General features: G+C 62.5%; 31 protein-coding genes. 6 read left to right on the forward strand and 25 right to left on the reverse strand.

Features of this window, described 5'->3' with window-relative positions; genetic code table 11:
- Position 1: 1 nt before the first annotated feature.
- From fliQ to ACIQLF_RS12365, 25 genes are all read right to left on the reverse strand, one after another.
- Entirely contained in the window at positions 2-277 is a 276-nt protein-coding gene (fliQ, locus tag ACIQLF_RS12245) for a flagellar biosynthesis protein FliQ (protein ID WP_400299183.1), read from the reverse strand.
- A gap of 1 nt (position 278) precedes the next feature.
- Entirely contained in the window at positions 279-1,127 is an 849-nt protein-coding gene (gene fliP / locus ACIQLF_RS12250; RefSeq protein WP_400298619.1) for a flagellar type III secretion system pore protein FliP, read from the reverse strand.
- The gene (locus ACIQLF_RS12255; RefSeq protein WP_400298621.1) at positions 1,124-1,642 is read right to left on the reverse strand and encodes a FliO/MopB family protein; all 519 of its coding nucleotides are present in this window, start codon (positions 1,640-1,642) and stop codon (positions 1,124-1,126) included. The genes fliP and ACIQLF_RS12255 overlap by 4 nt, the downstream gene beginning before the upstream one ends.
- A 1-nt stretch (position 1,643) precedes the next feature.
- Positions 1,644-2,390 carry a flagellar motor switch protein FliN gene (gene fliN, locus ACIQLF_RS12260; protein ID WP_400298624.1) on the reverse strand — a complete coding sequence of 249 codons (747 nt, stop codon included), beginning with the start codon at positions 2,388-2,390 and terminating at the stop codon, positions 1,644-1,646.
- The gene (locus tag ACIQLF_RS12265; protein ID WP_400298627.1) at positions 2,387-3,244 is read right to left on the reverse strand and encodes a flagellar motor switch protein FliM; all 858 of its coding nucleotides are present in this window, start codon (positions 3,242-3,244) and stop codon (positions 2,387-2,389) included. Before ACIQLF_RS12265 ends, fliN begins: the two co-directional genes overlap by 4 nt.
- A gap of 158 nt (positions 3,245-3,402) precedes the next feature.
- Positions 3,403-4,215 (reverse strand): flagellar motor protein MotB, encoded by an 813-nt coding sequence (locus tag ACIQLF_RS12270; protein ID WP_400298629.1) that lies wholly within the window; start codon positions 4,213-4,215, stop codon positions 3,403-3,405.
- On the reverse strand, positions 4,212-5,033 hold the full coding sequence (locus ACIQLF_RS12275) for a motility protein A (protein ID WP_400298631.1): 822 nt from the start codon (positions 5,031-5,033) through the stop codon (positions 4,212-4,214). Before ACIQLF_RS12275 ends, ACIQLF_RS12270 begins: the two co-directional genes overlap by 4 nt.
- Positions 5,034-5,282, reverse strand: a complete 249-nt coding sequence (locus tag ACIQLF_RS12280) for a flagellar FlbD family protein (RefSeq protein ID WP_400298634.1) — start codon at positions 5,280-5,282, stop codon at positions 5,034-5,036. It abuts the gene before it with no gap.
- Between the two features lie 72 nt (positions 5,283-5,354).
- Positions 5,355-6,527 (reverse strand): flagellar hook protein FlgE, encoded by a 1,173-nt coding sequence (locus ACIQLF_RS12285; protein WP_400298636.1) that lies wholly within the window; start codon positions 6,525-6,527, stop codon positions 5,355-5,357.
- Positions 6,528-6,599: 72 nt separating this feature from the next.
- The gene (locus ACIQLF_RS12290) at positions 6,600-7,082 is read right to left on the reverse strand and encodes a flagellar hook assembly protein FlgD (RefSeq protein WP_400298639.1); all 483 of its coding nucleotides are present in this window, start codon (positions 7,080-7,082) and stop codon (positions 6,600-6,602) included.
- 16 nt (positions 7,083-7,098) lie between these two features.
- Complete coding sequence (locus ACIQLF_RS12295; RefSeq protein ID WP_400298642.1) at positions 7,099-8,397, reverse strand: flagellar hook-length control protein FliK; 1,299 nt, start codon at positions 8,395-8,397, stop codon at positions 7,099-7,101.
- Positions 8,394-9,224, reverse strand: a complete 831-nt coding sequence (locus ACIQLF_RS12300; RefSeq protein WP_400298645.1) for a C40 family peptidase — start codon at positions 9,222-9,224, stop codon at positions 8,394-8,396. Before ACIQLF_RS12300 ends, ACIQLF_RS12295 begins: the two co-directional genes overlap by 4 nt.
- Positions 9,224-9,646, reverse strand: a complete 423-nt coding sequence (locus ACIQLF_RS12305; RefSeq protein WP_400298648.1) for a flagellar export protein FliJ — start codon at positions 9,644-9,646, stop codon at positions 9,224-9,226. Before ACIQLF_RS12305 ends, ACIQLF_RS12300 begins: the two co-directional genes overlap by 1 nt.
- Positions 9,646-10,965, reverse strand: coding sequence for a FliI/YscN family ATPase (locus tag ACIQLF_RS12310; RefSeq protein ID WP_400298650.1), 1,320 nt, complete (start codon positions 10,963-10,965; stop codon positions 9,646-9,648). The genes ACIQLF_RS12305 and ACIQLF_RS12310 overlap by 1 nt, the downstream gene beginning before the upstream one ends.
- Entirely contained in the window at positions 10,965-11,597 is a 633-nt protein-coding gene (locus ACIQLF_RS12315; RefSeq protein WP_400298652.1) for a FliH/SctL family protein, read from the reverse strand. The genes ACIQLF_RS12310 and ACIQLF_RS12315 overlap by 1 nt, the downstream gene beginning before the upstream one ends.
- Positions 11,581-12,612 (reverse strand): flagellar motor switch protein FliG, encoded by a 1,032-nt coding sequence (fliG, locus tag ACIQLF_RS12320; RefSeq protein ID WP_400298654.1) that lies wholly within the window; start codon positions 12,610-12,612, stop codon positions 11,581-11,583. The genes ACIQLF_RS12315 and fliG overlap by 17 nt, the downstream gene beginning before the upstream one ends.
- Positions 12,609-14,207 (reverse strand): flagellar basal-body MS-ring/collar protein FliF, encoded by a 1,599-nt coding sequence (gene fliF, locus ACIQLF_RS12325; RefSeq protein WP_400298657.1) that lies wholly within the window; start codon positions 14,205-14,207, stop codon positions 12,609-12,611. Before fliF ends, fliG begins: the two co-directional genes overlap by 4 nt.
- Complete coding sequence (fliE, locus tag ACIQLF_RS12330; protein WP_400298660.1) at positions 14,207-14,509, reverse strand: flagellar hook-basal body complex protein FliE; 303 nt, start codon at positions 14,507-14,509, stop codon at positions 14,207-14,209. The genes fliF and fliE overlap by 1 nt, the downstream gene beginning before the upstream one ends.
- A gap of 5 nt (positions 14,510-14,514) precedes the next feature.
- Positions 14,515-14,904, reverse strand: a complete 390-nt coding sequence (locus ACIQLF_RS12335; RefSeq protein WP_400298663.1) for a flagellar basal body rod protein FlgC — start codon at positions 14,902-14,904, stop codon at positions 14,515-14,517.
- Positions 14,904-15,245 (reverse strand): flagellar basal body rod protein FlgB, encoded by a 342-nt coding sequence (locus ACIQLF_RS12340; RefSeq protein WP_400298666.1) that lies wholly within the window; start codon positions 15,243-15,245, stop codon positions 14,904-14,906. The genes ACIQLF_RS12335 and ACIQLF_RS12340 overlap by 1 nt, the downstream gene beginning before the upstream one ends.
- Positions 15,246-15,361: 116 nt before the next feature.
- Entirely contained in the window at positions 15,362-15,688 is a 327-nt protein-coding gene (locus ACIQLF_RS12345) for a hypothetical protein (protein ID WP_400298669.1), read from the reverse strand.
- The gene (gene fliS / locus ACIQLF_RS12350; protein WP_400298672.1) at positions 15,681-16,094 is read right to left on the reverse strand and encodes a flagellar export chaperone FliS; all 414 of its coding nucleotides are present in this window, start codon (positions 16,092-16,094) and stop codon (positions 15,681-15,683) included. Before fliS ends, ACIQLF_RS12345 begins: the two co-directional genes overlap by 8 nt.
- The gene (fliD, locus tag ACIQLF_RS12355) at positions 16,094-17,413 is read right to left on the reverse strand and encodes a flagellar filament capping protein FliD (RefSeq protein WP_400298675.1); all 1,320 of its coding nucleotides are present in this window, start codon (positions 17,411-17,413) and stop codon (positions 16,094-16,096) included. The genes fliS and fliD overlap by 1 nt, the downstream gene beginning before the upstream one ends.
- A gap of 203 nt (positions 17,414-17,616) precedes the next feature.
- Positions 17,617-18,447, reverse strand: coding sequence for a flagellin (locus ACIQLF_RS12360; RefSeq protein ID WP_400298677.1), 831 nt, complete (start codon positions 18,445-18,447; stop codon positions 17,617-17,619).
- A 119-nt stretch (positions 18,448-18,566) separates the two neighbouring features.
- On the reverse strand, positions 18,567-19,385 hold the full coding sequence (locus ACIQLF_RS12365; RefSeq protein WP_400298680.1) for a sigma-70 family RNA polymerase sigma factor: 819 nt from the start codon (positions 19,383-19,385) through the stop codon (positions 18,567-18,569).
- Between the two features lie 253 nt (positions 19,386-19,638).
- Here ACIQLF_RS12365 and ACIQLF_RS12370 point away from each other — a divergent pair, with 253 nt between their 5' ends.
- The 6 genes from ACIQLF_RS12370 (at position 19,639) to ACIQLF_RS12395 (ending at position 25,455) form a co-directional block, all read left to right on the forward strand.
- On the forward strand, positions 19,639-20,124 hold the full coding sequence (locus ACIQLF_RS12370) for a flagellar protein FlgN (protein ID WP_400298682.1): 486 nt from the start codon (positions 19,639-19,641) through the stop codon (positions 20,122-20,124).
- A gap of 9 nt (positions 20,125-20,133) precedes the next feature.
- Positions 20,134-21,549: a flagellar hook-associated protein FlgK gene (gene flgK, locus ACIQLF_RS12375; protein ID WP_400298685.1), complete on the forward strand. Its 1,416-nt coding sequence runs from the start codon at positions 20,134-20,136 to the stop codon at positions 21,547-21,549.
- Positions 21,550-21,561: 12 nt separating this feature from the next.
- A complete protein-coding gene (gene flgL, locus ACIQLF_RS12380) occupies positions 21,562-22,446 on the forward strand; it encodes a flagellar hook-associated protein FlgL (RefSeq protein WP_400298687.1) in 885 nt (294 codons plus the stop codon).
- Positions 22,443-22,817: a flagellar assembly protein FliW gene (locus ACIQLF_RS12385; RefSeq protein WP_400298690.1), complete on the forward strand. Its 375-nt coding sequence runs from the start codon at positions 22,443-22,445 to the stop codon at positions 22,815-22,817. The genes flgL and ACIQLF_RS12385 overlap by 4 nt, the downstream gene beginning before the upstream one ends.
- A gap of 101 nt (positions 22,818-22,918) precedes the next feature.
- Positions 22,919-24,172 carry a methyltransferase gene (locus ACIQLF_RS12390; RefSeq protein ID WP_400298693.1) on the forward strand — a complete coding sequence of 418 codons (1,254 nt, stop codon included), beginning with the start codon at positions 22,919-22,921 and terminating at the stop codon, positions 24,170-24,172.
- A gap of 140 nt (positions 24,173-24,312) precedes the next feature.
- On the forward strand, positions 24,313-25,455 hold the full coding sequence (locus ACIQLF_RS12395; protein ID WP_400298696.1) for a glutamate--cysteine ligase: 1,143 nt from the start codon (positions 24,313-24,315) through the stop codon (positions 25,453-25,455).
- Positions 25,456-25,524: the final 69 nt, after the last annotated feature.

The following is a 25,524-nucleotide window of genomic DNA, read 5'->3' on the forward strand; positions in this document are numbered from 1 at the left end:
CTCAGCTGCCCCTCAGCAGGGCCGGAATCTTGTCGAAGAGTTCGTGCGTGAAGAGCACCATTTCGGAGATCATCCAGTGCCCGCAGACCAGCAGGGCGATCGCCACCGCCACGGCCTTGGGCACGAAGGAGAGCGTGACTTCCTGGATCTGCGTCATCGACTGGAAGAGCGAGATCGCGAAGCCGACCACCAGCGAGGTGACCAGCACCGGGGCCGAGAGCTTGGCCGCGACCACCAGGCCGGAGAGCCCTATGTCCAGTACCGCGTTCGGGTCCACGTCAGCCACCGGCAATCTTGTAGCTGCCGATGAGCGCGGTGATGATCAAGCCCCAGCCGTCGACCAGCACGAAGAGCAGGATCTTGAACGGCAGCGAAATCATCACCGGCGGGAGCATCATCATGCCCATGGACATCAGGGCGGAGGAGACCACCAGGTCGATGACCAGGAACGGCACGAAGATCACGAAGCCGATGATGAACGCGGCGCGCAGCTCGGAGATCATGAACGCCGGGATCAGCGTCGTCAGCGGCACGTCCGCCGGAGTGGCCGGGTTGGGCAGGTCCGCGGCGCGGGTCATCAGCGCGATGTCGGCCTCGCGGGTGTGCAGCAGCATGAAGTCCTGCAGCGGCTTCACCCCGACCTCGAGGGCCTTCTGGAAGTCGATGGTCCCGGCCAGGTAGGGCTGCACGCCCAGGTCGTTCATCTGGGTGAGCACCGGGGACATGATGAACAGCGAGAGGAACAGGGCCAGCCCGGCGAGCACCTGGTTCGGCGGGATCGTCGGCAGCGCCAGCGCGTTGCGCGTCATCGCCAGCACCACGAAGATCTTGGTGAACGAGCTCATCATCAGCAGCAGGGCCGGGGCCACCGACAGCAGCGTGATGGCGATGAGCGTGACGATCGCGGAGCTCGGCGTGCCGTTGGGCCCGTTGATCTCCACCGAAACGCCGCCGCCGGTCCCCGGGGCAGGCTCCACGGGCGCCGCCCAGGCCGCGCCCGCGGCCAGCACGGTGAACAGCAGGCCCAGGGCAAGCGCAGCCAGGACCACCGCGAACGCGCGCCGCATGCCAGGGTTCGCCATCTGGAAAGTTGCCGTGCGGAATGTCTTCAAGGTCGCGTTGCTCATGCCGACCGCCCCGTTTTCAGTGCGACCCAGGCCTGGCGCCAGGTATCCGGCGACAGCACCGAACCGGCCAGCGGTCCCGATGCCGTGCCGGCGGGCGGGGCGTGGCGCGTTCCGTCGTCGGTCGCCGCCGGATCCGCCACATCGGGCCGCCCGGCCCCGGCGGTCGGCGAACCCGCGATCTTCTGCAGGCTCAGCGCAAAGGACTGCGAACGCCGGGCTGCGGAAGCGTCCTCGAAGGCGCCGGATGCGGCGACGGCAACCGGCGGCTCGGGCGCCTCGAAGCTGTCCAGCACATTGATCGAGGATTCGCCGACGCCCAACAGGTATCGCCGTCCTTGCACGTCGAGGAGCACCACGGTGGACTTGGGTCCGATCCCGTGGCGTTCGACGATGGTGACCTGGCTGGCGGTTGCCGAGCCAAAGCGATGCAGGAGGCGCTTGCGCAGGTAGAACAAGAGCCCAAGAACTGCCGCCAGCGAGATGACCACCCGCAGCAGTAGAAAGAAATTCTCCAAGCTAGGACAAACCCTCATTCACATCGAGGATCTTGGTGATGCGCACGCCGTAGTCCTGGTCCATCACGACGACCTCGCCCAGGGCGATGAGCCTGCCGTTGAGCAGGATGTCCGCCGGGGCGCCGGCGGAACGGTCAAGCTCCACCACCGCGCCGGGTTCGAGGTTCAGCACGTCGCGCACCGACATGCGGGTGCGGCCGATCTCCACGGTCAGTGCCATCTCGACGTTGTTGATGCGGCCCAGGCGGGCGTTGAAATCCTCGCGGTCCTCGCCGTTCTTGGCGTTGGCTCCTTCGGCGGCCGCGTTTTCGCGGATGCGCAGGGCGAACCAGCCGATGGCGGTGCCGTTGCTGATCAGTTCGAAGACCACGGTTTCCGCGTCACCCAGCAGGGCTTCGGGGCTCACCACGGCGTCGGTGGAGAGCACTCCCACGCCCAGCACGCCCGTCGCGGCGTCCAATGCGGGGCGCAGCACGTCGGCCGTGGAAATCAGGGAGCCGTTTCCGCCCGGGTTGCCGCCAAGCAGCGGCGCATCCACGCAGATGAGCACGTCGGCGGAGAGCTGGCCGACGAATGTCGCCCCGACGATTTCGCCCATGGCGGTGAGCATCGAAGCATCCCGGGCTCCGGCGTGCAGCTTTGCGGTCACCGGTGCCGGGGTCGGCAGCATTGCGGCAAGGGCCTCGGCCGCCGCGGCATACAGCGCGGTCGAATGCAGCACGGGGGTTCCTGAGGGTGCGGGAATCATACGGGGGTCTCCTCGGTAGAAACTACGACAGCGGCTATCCGGCCGCTCCGGGTACCGGCCGCGGCGGTGCCCAAACGGCGACCCTCCACGGAAAGTTCAAATGGCCTGTGGGTGGGGTGCGGCAGTGGAAGCACGTCCCCCACGGCAAGGTTCATGATGGTGCTCGGGGTGACAACGGCCGTGCCAAGTGCCAAGGCAACGTCCACCGGGATCCCGGCGAGGGATTCGACGAGCAGCTCGCCTGCGTTTTCCGCCGGGCCCGTCGGGTTTGTTTCACCCAGTTGCGGCAGGATCAGTTCCGCCGGAACCGCAATACTGGCCAGGGTGCTGCGTTCGCCGACGCGCACCCTCAAGGAAACCGCGATGACCAGTTCGGATTTGGTTGCGGCCTGGGCAAATTGCGAGTTGTGGTGGATGCTCGCAACGCTCAACTGGTTTTGCAGGAGGGCGCCAAGGGAATAGTGAAGGTCCTCGAGGGCCTCATCCATGAGCCCGCGCACCAGCGTCTGTTCAATGCGTGTGAACTTGCGCTCCGGCACGTCGGTCGCTGTGGGGCTGCCCAGCATGTGGGACACCCAATTCAACGCGTCTGCCGCGGGGAACTGGATGACCGTCCGCGCGGTGGTCGCATCGGATTCGCACAACACCATGGCGGTGGTGGGCGGAAGCCCCGCCACGTAGTCGTCGTACGACTGCATGGACAAGTATTCGAGCGTGACTTGGGACATCACACGGATCTTGGCCGTGAGTTGTGTGCCCCATTGGCGTGCGAATGTCTCAAAGGCGAGTTCAAGAACGCGTGCGTGCTCACGGGCAAGCGTGGTGGGCCTACGGAAGTCGTAGACAACAGCCATTACCGCTGCTGGGGATTCGGGGTTCAAGGCAGCCATTAATGGTTGCCCACAGACATAGGGGTCACTGCCTCCACTATCGGAGGGCATAGCCACATGGTTAGCCGGAATCCATTCGACTTCCGGGTTTGCCGCCCAAACACGTGCGGCCAGGCAGGAGCCTATGCTTTCGGCAAAAGGTTTCTGACGCTTTCGGGCTGGTTGGAGAGCACCACGATGTCTACACGGCGGTTCAGCGAGATGTCCTTGCCGCCCTTCAGCGGACGCGCGTCCCCGTATCCGACCGAGGAGATGCGGTGCGCCTTCACTCCCCCGTCTTCCACCATGGCCCGAAGCACTCCCGTGGCCCGGCTGGCGGACAGCTCCCAGTTGGTGGGATACGGGTCGACGGGACGCAGCTCGTCGGCGAACCCCTCGATCTCAAAGTGGCGGTTCGTCGGCGCAAGCACCGGGGCGATCGCGTCGATGATCTCGCGGGCATTTTTGGTCAGCTCGGCGCTGTTGGGTTTGAAGAACGTTTCGGCGCTCACCAACCGGACCGTGAGTCCACGCTGGTTGATGGAGAAGTCCGCCGCTCCCTTGTGGCCGGAGTCCTTCAACCGCTGGTCGATGCGGACCTTGAGCTCATGCAGCTCTTCTTCCTCGGCCTCGGCCAACTTCAAGAGCTTCTTCTTGGTTTGTGCATCGATTTCGGCGCTGGCCAGCAGGCCCTCGGAACCCACCAGTTCGGGAGGCACCACAATTCCTTGGGCAACATCGGCGTTGATGCTTTTTTCGGCTCCAAATCCGGTGGCCAGGGAGTTCTTCAGGGATTCGAATTTGTCCTGGTCGACGGTGGACATTGCATAGAGGACTATGAAAAGGCACATGAGGACGGTGACCATATCCATGTAGGAGGCCATCCAGCGCTCATCCGGACCATGGTGTTCCCCGGCGGGCTTGCGTCCGCGCCGTCCACCGCGGCGGGAACTCACGCCGCTTCCTTGAAGTCTTCAAGCACGTTGCGTTCGACCTTGGCGGAATCGCCCTTGCCCTTGCCGCGCAGTTCGTGGGCCGGCACCATGGCCCGCAGTCGCTCCTCCAGAAGGATTGGCTGGCTTCCCGCCTGGATGGCAAGAAGCCCCTCAACGGCAAGGTTCATGCGCTCGACTTCGAGTTCAGCGAGCCGGCGCAGGCGCGTTCCGATGGGAAGCCAAATGAAGTTTGCGGAGACCAGGCCCCAAAGGGTCGCCACGAACGCCGCGGCGATCATGTGCCCGAGCTCGTCGGGTTTGGAGAGATTCTCCAGAACGTGGGTCAGCGATATGACGGTACCGATGATGCCCACGGTTGGCGCATACCCGCCCAAGGTGGCGAAGTATTTGTGGGCGATGGCGTCGGTGCGTTCGCGAGTGGCTATTTCATCCTCAAGTTGGTCCCGCAGTTCGTCCCCGTCGATGCCGTCGGCCATCGACTGAAGGGCGCGGCTCAGGAACGGGTCCTTGGTTGCGTGGGCCTCGGCTTCGAGAGCCAGCAGGCCGTTTTTGCGGGCGACGTCTGCAAGTTCGACGAGCCGCGCGATCAGGCCCGTGACCGGCGAGATTTTTCCGCGGAAGGCCGAGGGAAGAGCCTTGAAGGCAATGATGGTGTCGCTGATGGTTCCACTGGCGATCCCGACGGCAATGGTTCCGAGGAACACAATGATCATGGGGGCCGGCAACAGAATTGATGAGATGTTGGCGCCCTCCATGAACAGCATGGTGAACATGGCGCCGAAAGCCAGCAATAGGCCAATGATTGTTGCGGGATCCAATTAGGGCGTCCTCGGTCGATGCGAAGGTAATCCAGAGGACGGGGATTCGGCTCCCTGCAGTCGGGCCGTTGAAACCACGGAGGCTCGATAGCGCATTACCAGCCCGATGACCTCTTCCATGGACTCTGTCACCACGTATGTGGCGCCGTTGACCATGACCACAACGGTGTCCGGGTTTTCCTGGATCCGTTCGATGAGGTCCGGGTTGATCGCAAAGCGGCTCGTATTGAGCCTTGTAACAACGATCATGTCACCCGTCCTTTCAGAGGTCACTCTCGGCAGGCGTGGAGGCACCGTTAGCCAACGGTGCCTCCAACCCGACTAGCGCTTCAGGTTTGCCAGTTCCTGAAGGACCTCATCGCTGGTGGTGATGATGCGGGCGTTGGCCTGGAAACCGCGCTGGGCGACAATCAGGTTCGTGAATTCCTGGGACAGGTCCACGTTCGACATTTCGAGCATGCCGCCGGCGATGTCGCCCATGCCCGGGGCACCCGGCGCGCCGTATTCGATGGCACCGGAGTTGGCGGTGAGCGCGTAGCCCGAGCCGCCGGTCTTCTGCAGGCCTGCGGGGTTTGCCACCGAACCCAGGACGATCTGTGCGATGGCCTGCTGGGCACCGTTGGAGAAGGTTCCCGTGAGGGTGCCGTCGGAGCCGAGGGTATATGACTCCAGCGTGCCCGCGGAGCGGCCGTTCTGCGCGCTGATGGAGACCGTCTTCAACCCGGCGTATCCGGTGACCTTGGACAGGTCCACGGCCACGCCGCCGACGGCCATGGTTCCGCCGTTCAGGGTTCCGTCTGCGGCCAGCGCCAGGGTCGCGGCACCGGTTGCTCCGGCGCCGTCATTGGCTGCAACGTCCCAGCCGCCGGCGGTGCGGGTGAAGGTCATGGACAGGGTGCGGCTGGTGCCGTCAGCCGCGAAGATTTCCTTGTCCTGCACGATGGTGTCGCCAACGGCCGTTTCCTTGGGCAGGTTGCCGATGAGCGAGGCCGTGGTTGTTGCAACGCCCGGAGCCACGAGGTCCTTCGGCAGGGTGATGTCCTGCAGTGCACCGCCGGCGGGCATGACGCCGTTGTTGGCCATCCAGCCCTGGACGATCCCGCCGTTTGGGCTGGTGAGCCGGCCGTTGGCGTCGAAGTCGAAGGCACCGGCGCGGGTCAGCGAGGTGCTGCCGCCGCTGCGGGTGATGAAGAAGCCGTTGCCGGCAATCATCATGTCCGACGAGCGCCCGGTGTTCTGCGCCGAGCCCTGGCCGAAGTTGGTGCTGATGCCTGCGACCTGCACGCCCAGGCCGACCTGGGCCGGGTTGCGCCCGCCGGTGGTGGCGCCGGGGGTGGTTGCGCCCTGGGTCATCTGGGACAGGGTGTCCTGGAACTGGATCGACGAGGATTTGAAGCCCGCGGTGTTGACGTTGGCAATGTTGTTGCCGGTGGTGTCAAGCATTGTCTGGTGGGCGCGCAAGCCCGAGATTCCTGAATACAGTGAACGAAGCATGTGACTGGCTCTTTTCTACGGTGGCGTGGACGTGGAATTGTTCAAAAAAGGGATGCTGCTGGCCGGCTGGGGTTAGACGTCGGCCGGTTGCTGTTCCGGCTTGGGATCGGACACGGCCTCGTCCTTGTCGGCCGGGGGCTCGACATCGGTCTTGACCGGGCGGATGCTCTCGACGTTGCCGTAGGGAACCTGCTTCCCGCCCACCGTGAGCATGGGTTCGAGACCGGCAAATGAAACACCTGTCACCACCCCGGTGATGGGCTCCTTGCCGCCCGTCGTGATCTCTTGTCCGATGAGGCCAGCAACCGCGGTGCGCTGCTGGATCGCCAGGGAAACGTTCTGGGTGGAGCTGAGCATGTTGAGTTTTTCCATGGACGCGAGCTGCGTGGTCTGCGCGATCATCTCGTTGGTGTCCATGGGCGAGCTCGGATCCTGGTTCGCCAGCTGGGTCACCAGCAGGTGCATGAACACCTCGCCGTCCATGGCCTGTTTCGGCGCGCGGACGGGCTGGTTCCCGGTCCCGAATTGGGTCACGTCAATTGGTGCAACTGGCATGGTGGTCGATTCCTTCCTAAGCCATCACGTCAAGGTGGGATGAAGCATGTGCGGACGGCTGGGCTTCGTTGGCGGGAAGCTGTGTTGCTTCCTCGCCCTGTTGCTTGCCTGGAGCCGCGGTGGCCGAGCTGCCGCCGCCGAACCGGTGGTCGTTGGCCATCGAGGCCTGCCCTCCCCCGGAGAACGTTCCGGCACCCGTTCCGGCATCGGTTGCGGTTCCGATGCTCACCGTTCCCGCGCCGGTTGCCGCGAGGTCACGGCGAAGCTCCGGAAGCATGGCACGCAGTGCCTCGCGCCCGGCTTCGGTGGGGGCGGTCAGCTCGACGCGCAGCCCCTCGTGGCCCAGGTGGGCCTTGACCGTGACGGGGCCCAGGGCTTCCGGGGCAATGTTGACGCTCAGCGTGCGTTCCCCGTGCGGACCCGTCGCCAAAGCGGAAATGGGGCCTAGCAGTTGCCGGTTGATCGGGGGCGCCTGTGGTTCGCGGGAGACCACGTTTTCGATGGCAAGCGTCCTGCCGCCGGAAACGGCACCGACCCCGAGTAGGGTCTCCGGTCGTGAATTCCGTGCCGCCTCGAGGGACACCGGAACCGGGAATCCAGGTGCCGACGCCATCTGGGAAGGCTTGCTTTCCGGAGCAAGACCCGCGGGCCGTGCCTCGAGTCCGAATGCGGGTTCCTGCGCTTCGGCCGGAGCCTCCTCCACGGAAACCGTTGCCGGTTCTTCAACCGCTTCCGTTGCCTGCCGGCCGTTCCCGCCGGCATTTGTCCGGGTGCCCGGTGCGGCACCGCCGGCGAGCAAAACCACTCCGGGAGTGGTTCCGGTGGCTGCGGACGAACCGGTGGCCACGTCGGATCCTGAAACGGCGGCGGCTGGAATCGCGGGGGCAGAAGTTCCCGTGTCCAGGGCATCTGCCGGGGACGGCGGCATTTCCGGCTGACCCGGTTCCACGGCTCCAACCGTCGCCGGAGTTGCCGGGTGAACCGCGGCGGGAGCCTCGGTATCGCCGATCGCCATCGAGGCTGTTCCATCCGGTGCAGGAGTTGCCGGGGCGATCGAGGGAATGACGGTCCCGAGTGTCGCCAATCGCTCCTGGAACTGCAGTTCGCCGAACGCCTCGCCAACCATTCCGGCCGGATTCTTTTCCTTGGTCTCCTGCTCGATGGCGGTTTCATCCAGCGCCTGTGCCGAGTCCTGTTCGGCAGGCAGCATCGAGGCCAAGAGGTTCTCGAAGGAACCGCCCGAGCCGCCGGATCCGGCGTTGGTCGGCTGTGCGGTGTTTTGTGCGGGCAGGACCCCCACCAGCAAAGGAATCATGCGTTTCTAACCTCCAAGTCGAACGCTGCACGCTGTGCCGAGGCATTGAACCTCGCGGCCTGCGCTGCCAAGTCCCTCGCTGACGTATCGGAAACGGTCTTGGCCACGGCCTGGCTGGGAGCTTCTGCCGGAACAATGCGGCGGATGGTCATGATTTGTGCATCCGTTTCAAATAGTTTGCGAATGCTGACGGTTTCCCCGGGGCGTGGGGCATGGATCATCTTGTTGTCGCCCAGGTAGATGCCGATGTGGCCGCCACCGCGGGTGACAATCAGGTCACCCGGTTTGGCCTGCGCCAGCGAGGGAACCTCTGTGCCTTCCTTCGCCTGGTCGCGGGCAACACGCGGGAGCTTGATGCCGAGGTCCCGGAAGGTGTGCTGGACAAACGAGGAACAGTCCAGGCCGATTTTGGGGTTGTTGCCTCCCCACACGTAGGGAACACCCAGGTACTTGCGCGACTCCCTGACGACGTCGCCACCGTCGGTTTTTCCGTCCCGTGCTATCGGCGCATCGTCCACTCCATCAACGGCGCTCTTGCCTGTTTCAAGACGCGGGATCCCCGCTGCGTCGCCTGCCGGTCGCTTGGTTTCGGAAACGCCGGCGCGGGCAGGATCCAGTGCCTCCTGCAGGAGCTGAGTGAAGTCGGCTGATGCGGTTCCGCCGGACAGGTTTTCACCCAAACCGCCTTGGCCCAGACCAACCGCACCGGGCGCGTTCACGGCCTGGTTGGTCCGCGGGACGGCAGGTTCGCTTGCCACGCCGCCGCTGACCGAGGCAAGGGTTCCCTGGATCGAACCGATGCGCGAAGCCATCTCGCTGAAACTCACTATGCGTTCCTTCCCAGGGATCGAGCCGAACCCAAATCGTCAAGCAGGGCCTGTTCGCGGCCAAGGTCTTCAAGCCGAAGGGCCGTTGCGTGCCTGTCGGAAAGCTTCTCCAGGGCCTTGACCTCGGCCCGGGCTCGCTGGTGTTCAAACCCGGCGGATTGCGCCGCCTCATTCAGGGTTTCGACCAGGGCGTTCAATTCCAGCAGCATCCCGCTGGTTGAGGCGCGCGAGGCGGCAACGGCCAACATCGTTGCCGCGTCCACCGGATATTCTTCACCGACTCCGGCGGCGTCCTGCACGTTCTTGACCGCGGTCTTCCCGCCACGCAGTGCCTTGTTGGCGGCCGCCAATTCGCCGGCGGCCTTGCTTTCCTGAAGCTCGCGCAGGCGAAGCAGCCCCGACAGGGGAAAGGTCCTAGCCATTAGTTCACTCCCAAGGTAAGCAGCAGGTTTGTCAGTTCGGCCCAGGCCTGTTCGCCCGAGACGGGCTCTTCCAGTCGCTGGCGCAAGAAGTTGTTGATCGCGTTCTCGTGGTCCACGGCGGCATCCGCCAGCGGGTTGCTTCCGCGCTGGTAGGCACCCACGTCCAGCAGGTCCTGGACCGAACGCCGGGCAGCGAGCACACGGCGCAGGCTTGCTGCGGCTTGCGCCTGTTCCCGCGTGGTGACCCGGTTGGCCACTCGCGAGACGGAGGCCAGGGCGTCGATCGAGGGAAAGTGCCCGGAAACCGCCAGCTTGCGGTCAAGCACGATGTGCCCGTCCAGCAACGACCGCGTTGCGTCCGCAATGGGCTCGTTGTGGTCGTCGCCGTCCACCAAGACCGTGTAGATGCCCGTGATCGACCCGTGGGCATCGCTGCCCGCGCGTTCAAGGAGCCTGGCCAGCAGGGAAAAGGTGGAGGGCGGGTAGCCTCGTGTTGCCGGCGGTTCCCCGGCGGACAGACCGATTTCGCGTTGGGCCATGGCCACGCGGGTCAGCGAGTCCATCATCAACAGCACCTGCGCACCGGAGGATCGGAACGATTCGGCAATGCGGGTTGCAACGAATGCGGCGCGCAGTCGCATGCGCGCGGGTTCATCGGCCGTGGATACCACGACGATGGAACGGGCAAGCCCCTCGGGGCCCAAGTCCTCTTCGAGGAACTCGCGGACTTCACGGCCACGCTCGCCTACCAGGGCAATGACGTTGACCTGGGCGGTGGCTCCGCGGGCAATCATCGACAGCAGCGAGGACTTGCCGACGCCCGATCCTGCGAACAGCCCGATGCGCTGCCCTGCTCCCACCGCGGTGAGCGTGTCCATGACACGGACCCCCAGGTGAAGCGGGGCGGTGATGCGGCTGCGTTCAAGTGCCGCAGGGGTTTCGTGCTCCATGGGAACCATGGTGTGCTCCCCCAGCGGCCCCTTGCCGTCAACGGGTTTGCCAAGGCCGTCCAGCACCCGGCCAAGAAGCCCGGTGCCCGTGGGAACCTGGGCGCCGTGGCCGCTGCTGCTGACCAGGTCCCCGACGCTGATTTTTTCCAGCTCGCCCAGCGGCATGCAGTGCAGGGTCTCGCGACGGGCGGCAACAACCTCGGCCGCGACCTTCTGCAGACCGATCTCCAGCACCGTGCCGAGCGGCGCGTTCAGGCCGGATACCTCAAGGCCAAGCCCCACCACGGAACTGACAACGCCGACGCGTTCCGGTTCGGCGGCCAGCAGGGCTTCATCCAGCGCGGGCCAGGCGAGTGCGCTCAGGGCCATCAGGACCCACCCCGCAGGACCAGTGCAGCACGTTGGAACGCCGTGGAGATGCGCGCGTCGAGGAACCCCTCGTCAAACGCGGTCATGGCATCGCCGCGCGCCAGGGTGGCGTCGGCCGAAAGCTTGATCGCGGTGCCGGGGACATGCGCAAGTCCAAGCTGTTCCAGGTCTTGCGGGTTCATCCGGACCTCGCGCACGCTAGTAACCTCGATGCCGGCCAGCGCCCGTTCAAGGGCTGCCTTGGCGCCGAAAGCGTCGTTGGACAACTCCTTGCCGATGATTTTCTCGGCCAGGAGCAAGGCTGCTTCCGCCAAGACGGTGGAGGCGGCGTCCAGCACGGGCACCGTCCTGGCATTGAGCGCGCGGGCTGCGCCCTGCAAGGCGTCGATCGCCAGTGCGTGTTCGGCTGCCCGCGTTGCCTCGGCCGCGGCGTGCGCCCGGGCAATCTGTTCGCGCTGCTCGCGCGCCACCGACTCGGCCGCGCGGATGCCCGTGGCATACCCCGTCGCGTAGCCATGCGTCTGGGACATGGCCTCGTGGCGCCTGACGTTTTCCGTGGCGTTCAGTTCGCTGAATCGCGCGGGTTCGAACGCCGGCACCTCGGTGCCAACCAACTCAGAGGACAAAGTCATCTTCGTCGCCACGCTGGATCGTTATCTCGCCGGCGGTTTCCAGTTCCCGGATGGCACGGACGATATCCGCGCGTGCTTCCTCGACCTGCGAAACACGCACCCTGCCCATCGATTCGATCTCGGCGTCCAGGACTTCCTTGGTGCGGTCCGAGATGTTCTCCCGGATCGTAGCCTCGACCGCACTGCCGGCGCCCTTGAGCGCGAAGGCCAGGACTCCCGGGTTGATGCCGCGCAGCACGCGCTGGACGTCCTTGCGGTCGAACTTCACCAGGTCGGTGAAGGAGAGCATGCGCGAGCGGACTTCCTCGGCCAGCTGGGGGTCGCGCTGTTCCAGTGATTGCAGGAGGTCCTTTTCGATCGCGACATCCGAACGGTTCAGGATCTCCACCAGCGGCTGGATTCCGCCGACAGCCTCGATCGGTTCGCGAGGGGTCATGACGGCGCCCGTTCGCTTCTTCAGTGCTTCGGCGACCACGCGCACGGCCTCGGGGGAAGCCGATCCCATGGTTGCCAGGGCGCGGGCAATGTCGGTGCGGAGGGTCGACTCGAAACTGGCGAGCACCGCCGACCCGATTTCCGGGCGCAGGTGGGCAACGACCAGCGCGGTGGTTTGCGGCAGTTCGCCGTCGAGCAGCGCAACGATTTGCGCGGGGTCCGCACTGTCGAGGAACTCAAAGGTCATCCCGGCGAGGGACGACGAAAGCCTGTCCATGACGGTGTTGGCCTTGTCGCTGCCGAAGGAGGCCTCCAGCAGTCCCACGGCCATTTCGCGTCCGCCGCGGGCGTTCAAGCGCCCGGACGTGGCAAGTTCGTGGATCTCGTGGATGGTGTCTTCGACGGTCGCGGCATCGACCCGGCGCAGTCGCACCAATTCGCCGGCGATTTCATCCGCCTCGAACTCGGTGAACTGCTTCATGACCTCGGCGGCGTGTTCCTTCTCCATCTGCATGAGCACGATTGCGACTTTTTGGGTGCCGCTGAGCATCGCGGTGCCGCCGGAACCTAGCGCTTTCATTCGTGCTTCCGATCATCCATGACGGTGCGCAGGTACTCGGCCATTTTCGCCGGGTCGCTGGCCGCCAGTGCCGATAGTTCTTCGCGTTTGACGTTGTGTGAGATGGGGAATGTCGCGACTGGTGGCGGCAACACCACCTGGGAGATGGCTACGGTCTCCGGGTTCGGGTTTTCCATCGGCACCGCGGAAATCGATGGGTAGTCGCGCAACTCGCCCAGGTCGATGGGTTCGCGGTTCTGCTTGTTGCGACGAACATACAGTGCGTAGGCGGCAATCAGGATCAGGGCCAGGGCGACGACGCCCGCAATGATCAGCGTGCGCATCAGGGCCGCGTTTCGTGCGGCGGTTTCGGCTGCATCTGCCGCGGCCAGCTGGTTTTGGGCTGCGGTTGCGGCATCCGTGTTGAATGGCACGACCGAGACGCTGACCTGGTCATTGCGGGTCGCGTCGACTCCTGCGGCGTTGCTGATCATTTCGGTGAGCTGGGGAACGCTCAACCCCTGGGCGGCCTTGTCGCTCACAGCAACCGAAATGGTCTGGCGTTGCAAGGTGCCGGCGGGGATCGTGCGGTTCTCTGTGACCTTGTTGACGGCGTTGGTGCGCTGGTTGTCCGTTGAGGTGAACGTGCCGGTGCCATTGGTGCCGTTGGGCACGGCAATGTTGTCGGGGCCCAAGACCCCCGCTGCTGGTCCTCCGCTGCCGTTGCCTTCGTAGTTTTCCTTCTTTTCCGATTCGACAAGTGCCGGTTTGCCCTTGGGATCGGTGAAGGATTCCTCGGTGCGTTCGGCGGATTCCTTGCTCATGTCTGCAGCCACGGCGACTGTAGCGTTGCCGGGGCCCACCACGCGGTCAAGCATGCCCTGGATGGAGCTGGCGACACGGGTTTCATAGTCGGAGGTTTGTTGACTTACTCCCCCGGTCAATCCGACGCCTGCCGCAGAGAGCAGATTGCCCGCCGAGTCAACGAGAGAGACATCTTCGGGATTCAGGCCGTCGACTGCCGCAGAGGTCAGGTGGACAACGGATTGGACTTGGTCGCGACTCAGCGTGACGCCCGGCTTGGTTTCGACAAAGATCGAGGCCGTGGGGTTGGTCTTTGAATCAACAAAGACCGTCTGTTCCGGAATGGCCAATTTCACCGAAGCCAGCTTCACGCCGTCCATGGCCTGGATCGTGGAAGCGAGCTCGCCTTCCAGCGCACGCTTGTAGGTGACGCTCTGCTGGAATTCGCTGGAGGTTACACCCATCTGGTCGAGCAGGGAGTAACCGCTGGTTCCCGAGCTGGGCAGGCCAGAGGCAGCTGCCTTGAGCCGGGCCTCGTACACGCTGCCCTCGGGCACCAGGATGGTTCCGCCGCCGCCCGTGAGTTCATACGACACGCCGTCGGTCTTGAGCTGTTCCACGATGCCCGCGGCATCCTCGGGGGCAAGCCCCGAGTACAGCGGTGTCATTTTCGGCTGACTCAGAAAGGTGGTGAGGGCAACGGCGCCCATGACCAAAATGGCTACGCCAATGATCATGATCGTGCGTTGAGCCACGGTGAACCCACGCACGGTGTCCACCAACTTGCCCAGCGGTGCGGGAACTGCGGCCATCAGGCTTGCATCCTCATGATCTCGTTGAAGGCTTCAACCCCGCGATTGCGGAAGGTCGACACCATTTCCACGGCCAAGGAGGCTCGAGTGGACGCAAGCGTCGCGGCGTGGATGTCGGTCAGGTCCCCGGTGACGGCCTTGACGGAAAGGTCGTTGGAGATTCCCTGCAAGTTTTGGACCTCGTTCACGGCGCTTCCGAGCGAGTTTGCAAAGGCCGAACCGTCTGTTCCGGTCTTTGCAGTCGGCTGGATGAATCCGGTGGCCGTGGTTGGGCTCACTCCTGTGACAGGGGCAATGTTCATGGGCATTAGTTGCGTCCGATCTGCAGTGCTGCCTGGTAAGTTTCCTTGGCGCGGTCGACAACGGCGGCATTCACTTGGTAGCCGCGTTGCGCCATGATGAGGGCACCCATCTGTTCGGCCATGTCGATGTCCGGGTAACGAACATTTCCTTCGGCATCCGCCAGTGGGTGGTTTGGTTCGTGCACGATTCGGCCCTCTGCACTGCCGAATTCCGCACCCGAGACAAACACGCCCTGCTCGTCGCCGCTGGCCTGCGCCACGATGTAGCGTGCGCGGAAGGCCTCACCACTCGTGGCGGTTGCGGTGTTTGCGTTGGCGAGGTTGTCCGAGACAGCGTCCAACCATTTGCGGTGCACAGTCAGTGCCGTGCCGGCTATTCCGATTGCGTCGGGCATTAGTTGTTCCTCAGAGCGGTGCGGATGCTGTTGAACGGGCCGGAGGCCGCCTGGGTCGCGAACTGGAAGCGCAGGACGGTGTCAATGTTGGACAGGGTCTCTGTATCAATGTTGACGTTCGAGCCGTCGAGGCGCGTGGGTTCCAACGACGTCTGCGTGGTGGCCACACTTTTTCCATCGCCGCGTGCCACTGAATTGGCCAACGCGGATTCGAATTCAACGCGTCGGGCGTGGTAGCCAGGGGTATTGACGTTGGCAATGTTGTTTGCAATGGCACGCTGACGCAGCGCCAATCCATCCAGTGCACTTTCCAGCGCCAAGGACGTGACGGAATCGAACACGACGAGTTGCTCCAGTATCGTAATGCGGCCCATCCTTGGGCACAAAGGAATGTGAGCAATCCGTGCTCTCAAAATAGACAATCGGCTAAAAACTACTAGCCGTTAGCTATTTATGATTATCCAATCAGATCTAGGTAGACGGCCGTGGGAGTCTCGGACCGAGGTACCGAATCAATCGCGCGCAATTGCCGAGCGGTTTCATCCAGGCGGCCCTTGAGGACCACGGCGAGTTCCTGCATTTCCGTGAAGACAGCCTGTGCTCGTGGTGCAAGACTCAGCGGCAGCGGACCCGCATCTTCCGGGGGGTCCCAGCTGGTGGGCAACTCAAATAGCTCTTCGCTGTCTAAAGTGCATCGTCGCAACTGGGCCAGGTCGGCTTCCATTTGCTCCAGAACGGCAACCCAGGATTCTTCGGTTGTTCTGAGAATGCCAGTGTTAGCCAACGAACGTACCGCCATCGAACGCAGGAGTCGCCACCGGAACGGCAGCTGCCTCATGCCACGCCTGCCGCAGTGGCTCCAGCAGGGAGATTGCCTGGCGAGTCAGTGCCGGATCGCGACGGATATTTGCATTGACCAACGTTTGGGTCGCGAAAGCGTAGAGGCTCTGCAGGCCCTGGGCTCCGTCCCACGCTTCCGTGTTCAGGGATGAAACCAGCTCGGAGATGATGTCTTGGGCGTGCACGAGGTGGTCGGAGGCGGCAATCCAATCCTGCGCCTGCTGCGCTGTCTCAGCCCGATTCAAGTCAAGCAGCAACCGGTCAAAGAGCATTGTGAGCAGGCGTGCCGGGCTGGCAGAGAGGATTGCCTCCCGGTTCAGCTGTGCGCGTTTCTGGGCGGGGTTCATCATCACTGGCCCTGGGCCCCCGTGTTCAGGGAGCTAAGCTGCGAGGACATGTAGGACTGCTGGGAGTTGAGCTTGCTCAACTGCACCTCCAACGCGGAATAGGTTCGCTTCAGCGTGGCTTCGCGTGTGGCAAGTCGTCGATCCCAATCCAGAACCTGGGCGTCGAGCCGGGAAACCATGGATTCCTGGCCCTTGATGCGCGAAGTGATTGCTCCGTCGTATTTGTCGGACAGGTTCGAGGTGACGGTTGAAACGCGAGAGGCGACGGTTTGCACCACGGATTCGATGCGGGCAGGGTCCTCGGCCAGAACCTTTGCAAACTTCTCTGCGTTGAATTCCAGTTTGCCGTCCTTGGTGATCGAGATGCCGATTTCCGATGGCGACTTTCCATCGATTGGCAAGACGACGGCATCCATGACCAGCTTCTTGACGTCCCGAGCTGTGCTGTCGCCAGTGAAGATCTTGGCGGACGTCGCACCGCCGGCACCACTCGTGACTGCCGAGTTTGCGGCAATGAACTTGAAAAGGTCATTGAGTGAAGTCACCAGTTCCGAAGCGGCATCGGAGGTAGCCTTGGTATCCCGGGCCACCGAAACCGTTGCCGGATCCGTCGATGTCTTGGAAACCGTGACGTCTACGCCCGGGAGCAGCGACGCAAACGTATTGGTTGCGGAGCTGACGACTTGCTCCGCGCCGGTTCCGGCCCAAAGCGTGAGCTCCGCGTCTTGAGCCCCACGAATCTCCGTGAGCGGAGCATTCGTGCCGTCCTGGTTGAGGACCGTGAATGCATTCTTGGCGCCGGTTTCCGTTGCAGAGAACTGCACACGGAACTTTCCGTCGCCTGTTGCGACCTTGACGGCCTTGACGCCGGCGTCCGATGCATTGACCGCCTTGATGACATCGTCGAGGGAATTCGAGTTGGCCACAATGGCAGTTTCGGTTCCGTCGGCTGCCTTGATGGTGAAACCCGAGCTGGCCCATTCAGTCACCGGACCCGATACATGGATCTGGCTTTGTGCAAGCTTGGTGACCGTGACGTCCAACGAGCCGGGGCTGGCACCCGCCCCGGCGGTTGCCTTGACGCCATCGGAGCTACTGGAGGTGGTGAAGAGCTGGAGGGAATCCGGCTTTGCCAGCTTCTTGGCCAGGGTGGCCAGGTCGGCGACCTTGGTGTTCAGCGATTGCAGGGCGCTGACCATGGTCTGGGTCGACTTGACCTTGTTCTTCAGGATGTTCTGTGGAATCGCTTCAACCTGCATGAGCGATTTGATCAGCGCCGCGGTGTCTAGTCCGCTGGCGAGTCCATCGAGTGACAGGCCCATGCCGTCTCCGCTTCTTCAGTCTCGTGTGTATACCGAGAATCTCCCGCGGCAAGAGCGCACTTGGTGCTGCGCTGATGCCACGGGAGATCCTTGAGTGATGCTTTGCGTTTCCTAAACCACTGACTGGCCTGTTGGCAGCTTGGGGGTATGCCAACTCGGCATGCAGGTCTGGAAAACGATGTTGCTAGTCCGTGCCAGAATTTCTAGCGGAGCAGCGACAGGACGCCCTGGGTCGACTGGTTTGCCTGCGCGAGCATGGCGGTACCGGCCTGGGACAGGATGTTCTTGGCGGTGAACTTGACCATTTCGCCGGCCATGTCGACGTCGCGGATGCGGGACTCTGCAGCAGAGAGGTTCTCGCGCGAAACGTTCAGCGAGTTGATTGCAGATTCAAAGCGGTTCTGCACGGCACCGATGTTGGCGCGCTCGGTGGAGATCGCGGTGATTTCGGTATCAACGGAACCGATGCTCGTCAGGGCGTTGGCGGCCGTGTCGAAGGTCAGCGCCTTGATGGTGGTTCCCAGTGCGGCGATGTCGGCAGCGGACAGGTCGACAGCGATCTGGTCGTTGGCAGCGGTGGAACCGGCGCCGACCTGGAAGGTCAGGTTCGCGGAACCGTCCAACAGGTTGATTCCGTTGAAGTTCGTGGTTCCGCTGATACGGGTCAGCTCGTCGGCCAAAGCGTCCGATTCGCCCTTGATTGCAGCGCGGGAATCAGCGTTGTTCGAGTCGTTGCCGGCCTGGACCGCCAGGTCGCGAACGCGCTGCAGGATCGAGTGAACCTCGGTCAGTGCGCCTTCAGCGGTCTGGATGACCGAGATGCCGTCCTGGGCGTTACGTGCTGCAACACCCAGACCGTTGACCTGCGAACGCAGACCCTCGGAAATTGCCAAGCCAGCAGCGTCATCGGCTGCACGGTTGATGCGAAGGCCGCTGGAGAGCTTCTCGAGCGACTTCGACAGGTCGTTCTGCGTGTTGGACAGGTTTCGGTGAGCGTTAAGCGCCGAAATGTTGGTGTTGATCTGCATACCCATGTTGAATTCCTCCGTGAGACGGGTTTGGTTACCAAGGTCCATCCATGGACCTCAATCACCGACTATCGGCAGTCATCAACTTCGTGTTAGCGGATTCCAAAAAATTCTTGGAAGGGTGGCTAAATAGCGGGCACCAATGACTCGGCGGAATCCGCCGGTCGGGTGATTCCCCCAGCTGCCCGCTCTTGGAACTCATGCAGGTAGGAGTCCCGTCGCTGCGCCGCTGCGCGGGTCAAGGCTTCGGCAGCCACCGGTGTTGCCTCGGGGAGATAGTTCCTTTGCAATCCCTCTTGCAACAGCTTCATGGCAGTCGTTCGGCGCTGAGACACCGCCGAATGAGTGATTCCCATTTCGACTGCCAATTCCTTGACTGTGGACCCTTGGAAATAAATGCGCTCAATGACCACGCGCAGATTCTCCGGCAACGCTGCCACCGCTTCACGCACCACCTGAACGTGCTCGACTTCGAGGACGGATTCTTCAGGCGTGAGATTGTTCGAGCTCAGGTAATCGTTCATCGCATCATCGATGCCAACGACAGTGCGCGCAGAATCCGTGAGTGCGGCAATTGTTGATTCCTGGTCCGTGCCCATGGCTTCGGAAAGTTCGGCAACGGTGGGAGTACGGCCCATGGCCGCGGTCAATGTTGCTTGGATGGTGCGGGTTTCCGTGATGCGCTTGCGGGCACCTCGTGTTGCCCAATCGTTGGAACGCATGTCATCCGCGAAGGCACCAACAATGCGCCGTCGGGCATAGGCGCCAAACGGGACGCCAACCGCTGGGTCAAATGCCTCGGCAGCAGTAATGAGGGCAATGGCGCCAACCGAAGCGAGATCTTCGCGGGAAAGGTGCGTAGCTTTTGCGCACATTTCCGCCGCGAGATAGCCAACAAGTGGCAAATTCTCAACAACCATGAGGTTGCGTGCTTCTTGATCCACTGGGGCGTTCCTTACCGCTTAGATGAGAGTCCCAGACCGGTGCGTATTGTCACTGGCCAACTGGCTATTTCTCCCCAAAGAACCTCGCCACATGAGATATTAGCGGCAAATTCCGCTTTGCGGGGCTATTTTGGCCAATGCGTGTCGATATTTTCGGAGCCCTCTTGGCTAACGCGCGTTGTTAAGGAGCCGATAGTGTCGAACAACTGGGGAAATGTTTGGGGGTACCTAGAGCTTTGGGAGGAAAACATCCATGGGAACCAATGAGCTTTCGGTGCTGTTATGGAAAGAACGCGAATTACTCGAACTGCTTCAATTCAAATTGGAAGAGCAGCACTTGCTACTCGTTGCAGGAAAATCGCGTTGGATAGACCTGGCAACCCGAGAAATTGAAAGTGTTCTGGAAAAGGTCCACGCTGCGGGTTTGGCCCGCGCAGTGGAAGCAGCAGGTGTTGCAAATGCCTGGGGACTTGCCAACGATTCATCGCTGGCAGAAATTATCGAGTCGGCGCCAGAGGGCCCATGGAAGGAAATCTTCACGGCCCACCTTGGCGCATTACGGTCCACGAGCACCGAAATAGCCAGCCTTCGAGACGCAAACGAGCAGTACCTGCGCGCGGCATATCGTTCGACGCAAGAGACACTTGCCACCTTGGGTGAGGACTCATCACTTTATGGGCCCAAGGGCTCATCCTCGACGCAACACGTCGGGGCACACATCATCGACACCAATCTATAAGGAGTCCCTGTGAGCACGTTCAGTGGCCTGAATACCGCTATGACAGGCCTGAATGCGGCACGCTTGGCAATGGAAACGGCCGGCAACAACCTGGCCAACGTGGGTACAAAGGGATACACGCGCCAGCGCGCCGACTTTGCATCCGTCGGGTCCCTTGCACATACAGGGCTTCTCACTTCTCGCAACGGCGTAGGGCAAGGCGTTGCGCTTACCGGCATTGCACGACTTTCCGATGCGCACCTGGAAGCCCGCGTCCGCGGGACATCGGCCTTTGCCTCGCAGTCCGACGTGCGCGCCGAGGGCCTTTCCAATCTTGAAGGAGTCCTCCGCGAACCTGGAGAAAACGGGCTTTCCGCATTGCTCAACGACTTCTGGGCTGGGTGGGAAGATGTCGCCGGCCAACCCGGTGCGACTTCCCCAGCGGCGGTCCTGCTGGAACGGGCAAAGGCCGTGGTTGATCGGATCTCCGTCTCGCACACGGAGATCTCCACCCAATGGGGCGCGCAAAGGCAGAATCTGGACACGATGGCCAGCGAAGTCAACGCCGCCGCCACGGCGATCTCGGATTTGAACGGCCAGATCCGCTCTTCGCTTGCGGCCGGAGGCACGCCCAACGCCCTACTTGATCAGCGCGCGCTACTCAGCGACCGCATCGCGGAACTTACCGGAGCCACGGTTCGCGAGTCCCCCGACGGAACAATTGATGTGCTGATTAATGGAAACGCCCTGGTTAGCGGAAACACGGTACGACCCGTCGAAATCACCGGAGGACTGTCGATGGCCGACGGGGCGGCCCCGACGCTGCAGTGGGCCCACCGACCGGGCGATTCGATAGGCCTTGAATCCGGTCGAATCGCGGGGGTCATCTCCCTCCTTGCACCTGCCAATGCATCCGGCACCGGTGGCGCCCTTGCGGAGTCAGCCAAGTCGCTAAACACCATTGCCATGGAACTTGCAACGCGCGTCAACGACGTCCAGTCCAATGGCGTCACTGTTGAGGGGCTTCAGGGTCAGGACTTCTTCAGTTTCGACCCGGCCAACCCTGCCTCGTCGATCAAGGTGATCGCAACAGGTCCAAAGGACTTGGCCACGGGTACGGCCGGCGGCGGAGCCTTGGACGGGTCCAATGCCTCGGCAATGGCCCAGTTGGGCAAAGCCAAGGACGGCCCCGACGCATTGTGGGCGAACATGGTGATCAAGATCGGTGTTGCAACCAAGTCGGAGGCACAGCAGGCCGTGTCCACGGCGGTCTCGGCCGCCAGCGCCCAGGCTGCCCAGTACTCCGTGTCGGCGGTCTCCCTCGACGAAGAAAACGTCGCATTGCTGGCTCACCAGCATGCCTTCCAGGGTGCAGCACGCGTGATGACCGCCGTCGATGAAATGCTGGACACCCTCATCAACCGCACCGGACTCGTTGGACGATAGGTAACAAGGACCATGACGAGAATTACCACCGCGTCGCTGAACGCCACGACGGAACGCAATCTTCAGGTGGCCATGAACCGCCTGGCCACCGTGCAAAACAAGGCGGGAACCCAAAAGGAAATCGGGCGTCCGAGCGACGATCCCAGCGGCACCGCAAATGCCATGGCCATCCGGGCCCAGCAACGCCAGAACGACCAGCTCGTGCGCAATGTGCAGGATGCCAACGGCTGGCTGTCCACAGCCGACAAGGCCCTGGGCATGACCACTGATCTGCTCCAGCAGCTGCGTGACGCCACCGTGAAGGGCGCCAACAGCGGCGCCTTGGACCCGAATGCCAGGGAAGCCATCGCGTTGGAACTCGAACAGCTGCACGATTCGTTGATTGCCGTGGCCAACACCGAGTTCACGGGGCGGCACATTTTTGCCGGCACCTCCGACGCGTCCACTGCGGTAGACGCGGGCTACAATTTTTCCGGAACCGGGAATACCGGCATCGTTGAGCGGCGTATCGGAGCCAACTCCAGCATTCGCGTCGATGTAGAGGGAGCGGACCTTTTTGGTGAAGGAAACGCCAGCGTTTTTGCGCTGGTGAACAACATAGTTGCCGATTTGCGCGGTGGGACCAATATCGGTAACCGATTAGCGGAAGTAGATAAATTCATGCAGAACGCACTTGGGGTGCATTCAACCATCGGCGCCAGTCATGCCGCCGTGCTCGCGGCGGACGAGACGCTGTTGGGCGACGCAGTGTCGCTGGAATCGCAGCGCAGCCTCATTGAGGACATTGACTTGGGGTCGGTTGCTCTTCAGCTCAAGACACAGGAATTGGGCTACCAGGCAGCGCTTTCCGCAGCGGCTCGCACGCTGCAGCCTTCGTTGATGGATTTCCTGCGATGAGCCGCGCGCTGGTTCCGGTTGTTCCACTTCCGGGTTTTCCCACGGCTACAACGCTGTCCCTGGAAGCCGTTGAGGGAGCAATCGGGCTCTACTCCCTGGTTTCAGCACAGGCACCGGAGCTGAGATTCTTTGTGCTCGATGCCGCAATCCACCTTGCCGACTACAACCCTGTGTTCACCAACGAGCAGATGGCCTTGGTCGGGGATCCTGCGCCCGGGGACAACAGCGTCCTGGTCATCGTGAACACCACGGACAACCATGCGACAGTGAACCTGTTCGCGCCCCTTCTGGTCAACGCCGGCACCGGGTATTGTGCCCAGGTGATTCTCGAGGGCCAGGAATGGCCGCTGCGCCACCTGCTGCCACACTAGCCGATTCCGACTCTACCGGGGCGCGTAGGAACTCCAAGCCGGCCGCCGAAGCTGGAGGTTCACGCCACGGCTCGGCCGCCTGAGCGGCTAGGCTTAAGTGCATGTCTTCCAACAGTTCCGATGTACCTAGTTCCCAGCTTGCACTCCTGTTGACGTCCGCAGGATGGGAGCTGCTGAATTCCGTCGACCCGTCGTCGGCCGGCACCAACGAAGCTGCTTTCCAACTGAACCTAAGCCTTCGCAAGGCCGGGCACCCGGCCGAGTTGGCCACCGCCGTCGTCCAGCAAAGCCAGCTGCGGTTCAAGGCCCGGACGAAGTTCGGGCCCTTTGCCGACAGCATGGTCTTCACGCAGGCAGGCCTGGAACAAGCCACGCGACTGAACATTGCCGGCCTGCATGCCCAGCGTTACACGCGCGCCGGCATCAAGAAGGTCGCCGACCTCGGTTGCGGCATCGGAGCGGATTCCTTGGCGCTGGCCAGCGCGGAAATCGATGTGACCGCGGTCGAGCTCGATGAAACCACGGCCGCTGCAACAACCCTCAACCTCATGCCGTGGCCCAACGCCCGCGTGGTCAACGCGGATGCAACGTCATTCGACCTGACCGGATTCGACGGAGTGTGGCTGGACCCCGCGCGCCGCACCACCGACACCTCGGGCACCTCACGGATCTTTGATCCCGAGGTATTCAGCCCGCCACTGTCGTTCGTTGAGAACCTGGCCGACCGAGGACTGGCCGTTGGCGTAAAGATGGGGCCGGGCCTGCCCCACGACGCCATACCCGCCAATTGCGAAGTTCAATGGGTCTCGGTCAACGGGGATGTCACTGAAGCAGCGCTGTGGTTCGGCAAGCTTGCACGCCCCGGCATCCGCCGGGCGGCCCTCGTGATCAGCGAGCACGGTGCCAACGAGATCACCAGTGCCAGCGATTTCGATCCGGACGCCGCCCTCCGCGGCGATGTGCCGGTCGGCCCTATTCCTGAGTACATCTACGAGCCGGATGGAGCCGTTATCCGCGCTGGACTCATCGATGAATTGCTCAAGATCACCGGCGGGCATCTTCTCGACCCGCACATCGCCTACTTCGGAACCGACACTTTTGTCCAAACGCCGCTGGCCAAGGCATACAAGGTAGTGGAAGTCCGGCCGTACCACGTCAAGAATCTGAGGGCATGGGTCAAGGCGGAAAAGATCGGCGTTCTGGACATCAAGAAACGCGGCATGGACGTCACCCCCGAAGAGCTGCGCAAGGTGCTTCTTGCCGGTTCCGGAAAGAGTGCAAAGAAGAAGGCCACCCTTGTCCTCACCCGCATCGGCGATCAGCGTGTTGCGATCCAGGTGGAGCCCGTGGCCTAAGGAAGGGCCGCCGGATTCCTCTTCATGTCAGGCGTTGGGATCAGTTATTACATTCATGTCATCCACCACACCAACTGACTCGATAGAATTGAACGTGCATTAAATTTGGGGTGGTTCACCGCAAAATATTTGGAGGCTAGATGCAAATTGAATTCGCATCATCACGCCAGTCCACCCTTGGGGTGGAATGGGAAATTGCGTTGGTGGATCGAAACACGGCGGACCTGCGGTCAGTTGCCGACGACGTCTTGGCGCAGCTGCATGCCCGCCACGGTTTCCTCGAAGAGGATGAAGAGCACCCCCACGTGAAGCAGGAACTGCTGCTCAACACCGTGGAAATCGTCACAGGCGTCTGCGACACCGTAGCCGAGGCCAAGACCGAACTGCACGAGAGCATCGTGTCGATTCGCGAGGTCACGGACCCGATGGGCATTGACCTCTACTGTGCTGGATCACATCCCTTTGCGTCACCCAAGTCGCAGCCGGTCACCGACAAGGACCGCTATGCCAGGATGATCGACCGCACCCAGTGGTGGGGCCAGCAAATGGTGATCTACGGTGTCCACGTCCATGTTGGATTGGACTCCCGGGACAAGGCGCTTCCGATTGTGGACGGGTTGATCAACTACCAGGCCCATTTCCAGGCACTTTCGGCTTCCAGCCCGTTTTGGGGCGGCGAAGACACCGGGTATGCCTCGCAACGGGCCTTGATGTTCCAGCAACTCCCGACGGCCGGCGTTCCGTACCACTTCTCCACTTGGGCGCAGTACGAAGCGTACGTAGCCGACATGGTGCACACCGGCGTCATTGATGACATCTCTGAGATTCGCTGGGACGTGCGCCCGGTGCCGCGCTTCGGCACGGTGGAAATGCGCATCTCGGACGGGCTCTCCTCGCTCCAGGACATCGGGGCCATTGCCGCCCTGACACAGTGCTTGGTCGATGACATGTCCACGACGCTGGACAACGGTGGCACGATTCCCGTCATGCCGCCTTGGTATCGGGTGGAGAACAAGTGGCGTGCCGCGCGTTATGGCATGGAAGCCATCATCATTCTCAACGCCGAAGGCGATGAAATGCTGGTCACCGACCATCTGCGCATGGAACTTGAACGACTTGCCCCCGTGGCCGAAAAGCTTGGGTGCAGTGCGGAACTTGCGGACGTGGAACGCATTATCACGGGCGGTGCCGGCTACCAGTGGCAGCACAAGATTGCCGACGCACATGGCGGCGATCTGCGTGAGGTAGTCAAGGACAATATCCGGCGAATGAACATCGCCTAGATTCCTGTCCACGATAAACGTTTGGGGGTGTATGCGCCATTGGCGCATACACCCCCAAACGTTTAACTC

Origin of the sequence: Paeniglutamicibacter sp. NPDC091659 (assembly GCF_044756805.1) — a bacterium.
In the GTDB taxonomy this organism is placed as follows: domain Bacteria; phylum Actinomycetota; class Actinomycetes; order Actinomycetales; family Micrococcaceae; genus Paeniglutamicibacter.

Coding starts and splice junctions, on each gene's coding strand:
- fliG (WP_400298654.1), bottom strand. CDS start 12,612: ATGAAAGCGCTAGGTTCCGGCGGCACCGCGATGCTCAGCGGCACCCAA.
- ACIQLF_RS12280 (WP_400298634.1), bottom strand. CDS start 5,282: ATGATCGTTGTTACAAGGCTCAATACGAGCCGCTTTGCGATCAACCCG.
- ACIQLF_RS12360 (WP_400298677.1), bottom strand. CDS start 18,447: ATGGGTATGCAGATCAACACCAACATTTCGGCGCTTAACGCTCACCGA.
- fliF (WP_400298657.1), bottom strand. CDS start 14,207: ATGGCCGCAGTTCCCGCACCGCTGGGCAAGTTGGTGGACACCGTGCGT.
- ACIQLF_RS12385 (WP_400298690.1), top strand. CDS start 22,443: ATGAGCCGCGCGCTGGTTCCGGTTGTTCCACTTCCGGGTTTTCCCACG.
- ACIQLF_RS12390 (WP_400298693.1), top strand. CDS start 22,919: ATGTCTTCCAACAGTTCCGATGTACCTAGTTCCCAGCTTGCACTCCTG.
- fliN (WP_400298624.1), bottom strand. CDS start 2,390: ATGATTCCCGCACCCTCAGGAACCCCCGTGCTGCATTCGACCGCGCTG.
- fliD (WP_400298675.1), bottom strand. CDS start 17,413: ATGGGCCTGTCACTCGATGGACTCGCCAGCGGACTAGACACCGCGGCG.
- ACIQLF_RS12395 (WP_400298696.1), top strand. CDS start 24,313: ATGCAAATTGAATTCGCATCATCACGCCAGTCCACCCTTGGGGTGGAA.
- ACIQLF_RS12315 (WP_400298652.1), bottom strand. CDS start 11,597: ATGACTTTGTCCTCTGAGTTGGTTGGCACCGAGGTGCCGGCGTTCGAA.
- ACIQLF_RS12290 (WP_400298639.1), bottom strand. CDS start 7,082: ATGCCAGTTGCACCAATTGACGTGACCCAATTCGGGACCGGGAACCAG.
- ACIQLF_RS12285 (WP_400298636.1), bottom strand. CDS start 6,527: ATGCTTCGTTCACTGTATTCAGGAATCTCGGGCTTGCGCGCCCACCAG.
- ACIQLF_RS12295 (WP_400298642.1), bottom strand. CDS start 8,397: ATGATTCCTTTGCTGGTGGGGGTCCTGCCCGCACAAAACACCGCACAG.
- ACIQLF_RS12310 (WP_400298650.1), bottom strand. CDS start 10,965: ATGGCCCTGAGCGCACTCGCCTGGCCCGCGCTGGATGAAGCCCTGCTG.
- ACIQLF_RS12305 (WP_400298648.1), bottom strand. CDS start 9,646: ATGGCTAGGACCTTTCCCCTGTCGGGGCTGCTTCGCCTGCGCGAGCTT.
- fliE (WP_400298660.1), bottom strand. CDS start 14,509: ATGAACATTGCCCCTGTCACAGGAGTGAGCCCAACCACGGCCACCGGA.
- flgL (WP_400298687.1), top strand. CDS start 21,562: ATGACGAGAATTACCACCGCGTCGCTGAACGCCACGACGGAACGCAAT.
- ACIQLF_RS12335 (WP_400298663.1), bottom strand. CDS start 14,904: ATGCCCGACGCAATCGGAATAGCCGGCACGGCACTGACTGTGCACCGC.
- fliS (WP_400298672.1), bottom strand. CDS start 16,094: ATGATGAACCCCGCCCAGAAACGCGCACAGCTGAACCGGGAGGCAATC.
- fliP (WP_400298619.1), bottom strand. CDS start 1,127: ATGAGCAACGCGACCTTGAAGACATTCCGCACGGCAACTTTCCAGATG.
- ACIQLF_RS12370 (WP_400298682.1), top strand. CDS start 19,639: ATGGGAACCAATGAGCTTTCGGTGCTGTTATGGAAAGAACGCGAATTA.
- ACIQLF_RS12265 (WP_400298627.1), bottom strand. CDS start 3,244: ATGGCTGTTGTCTACGACTTCCGTAGGCCCACCACGCTTGCCCGTGAG.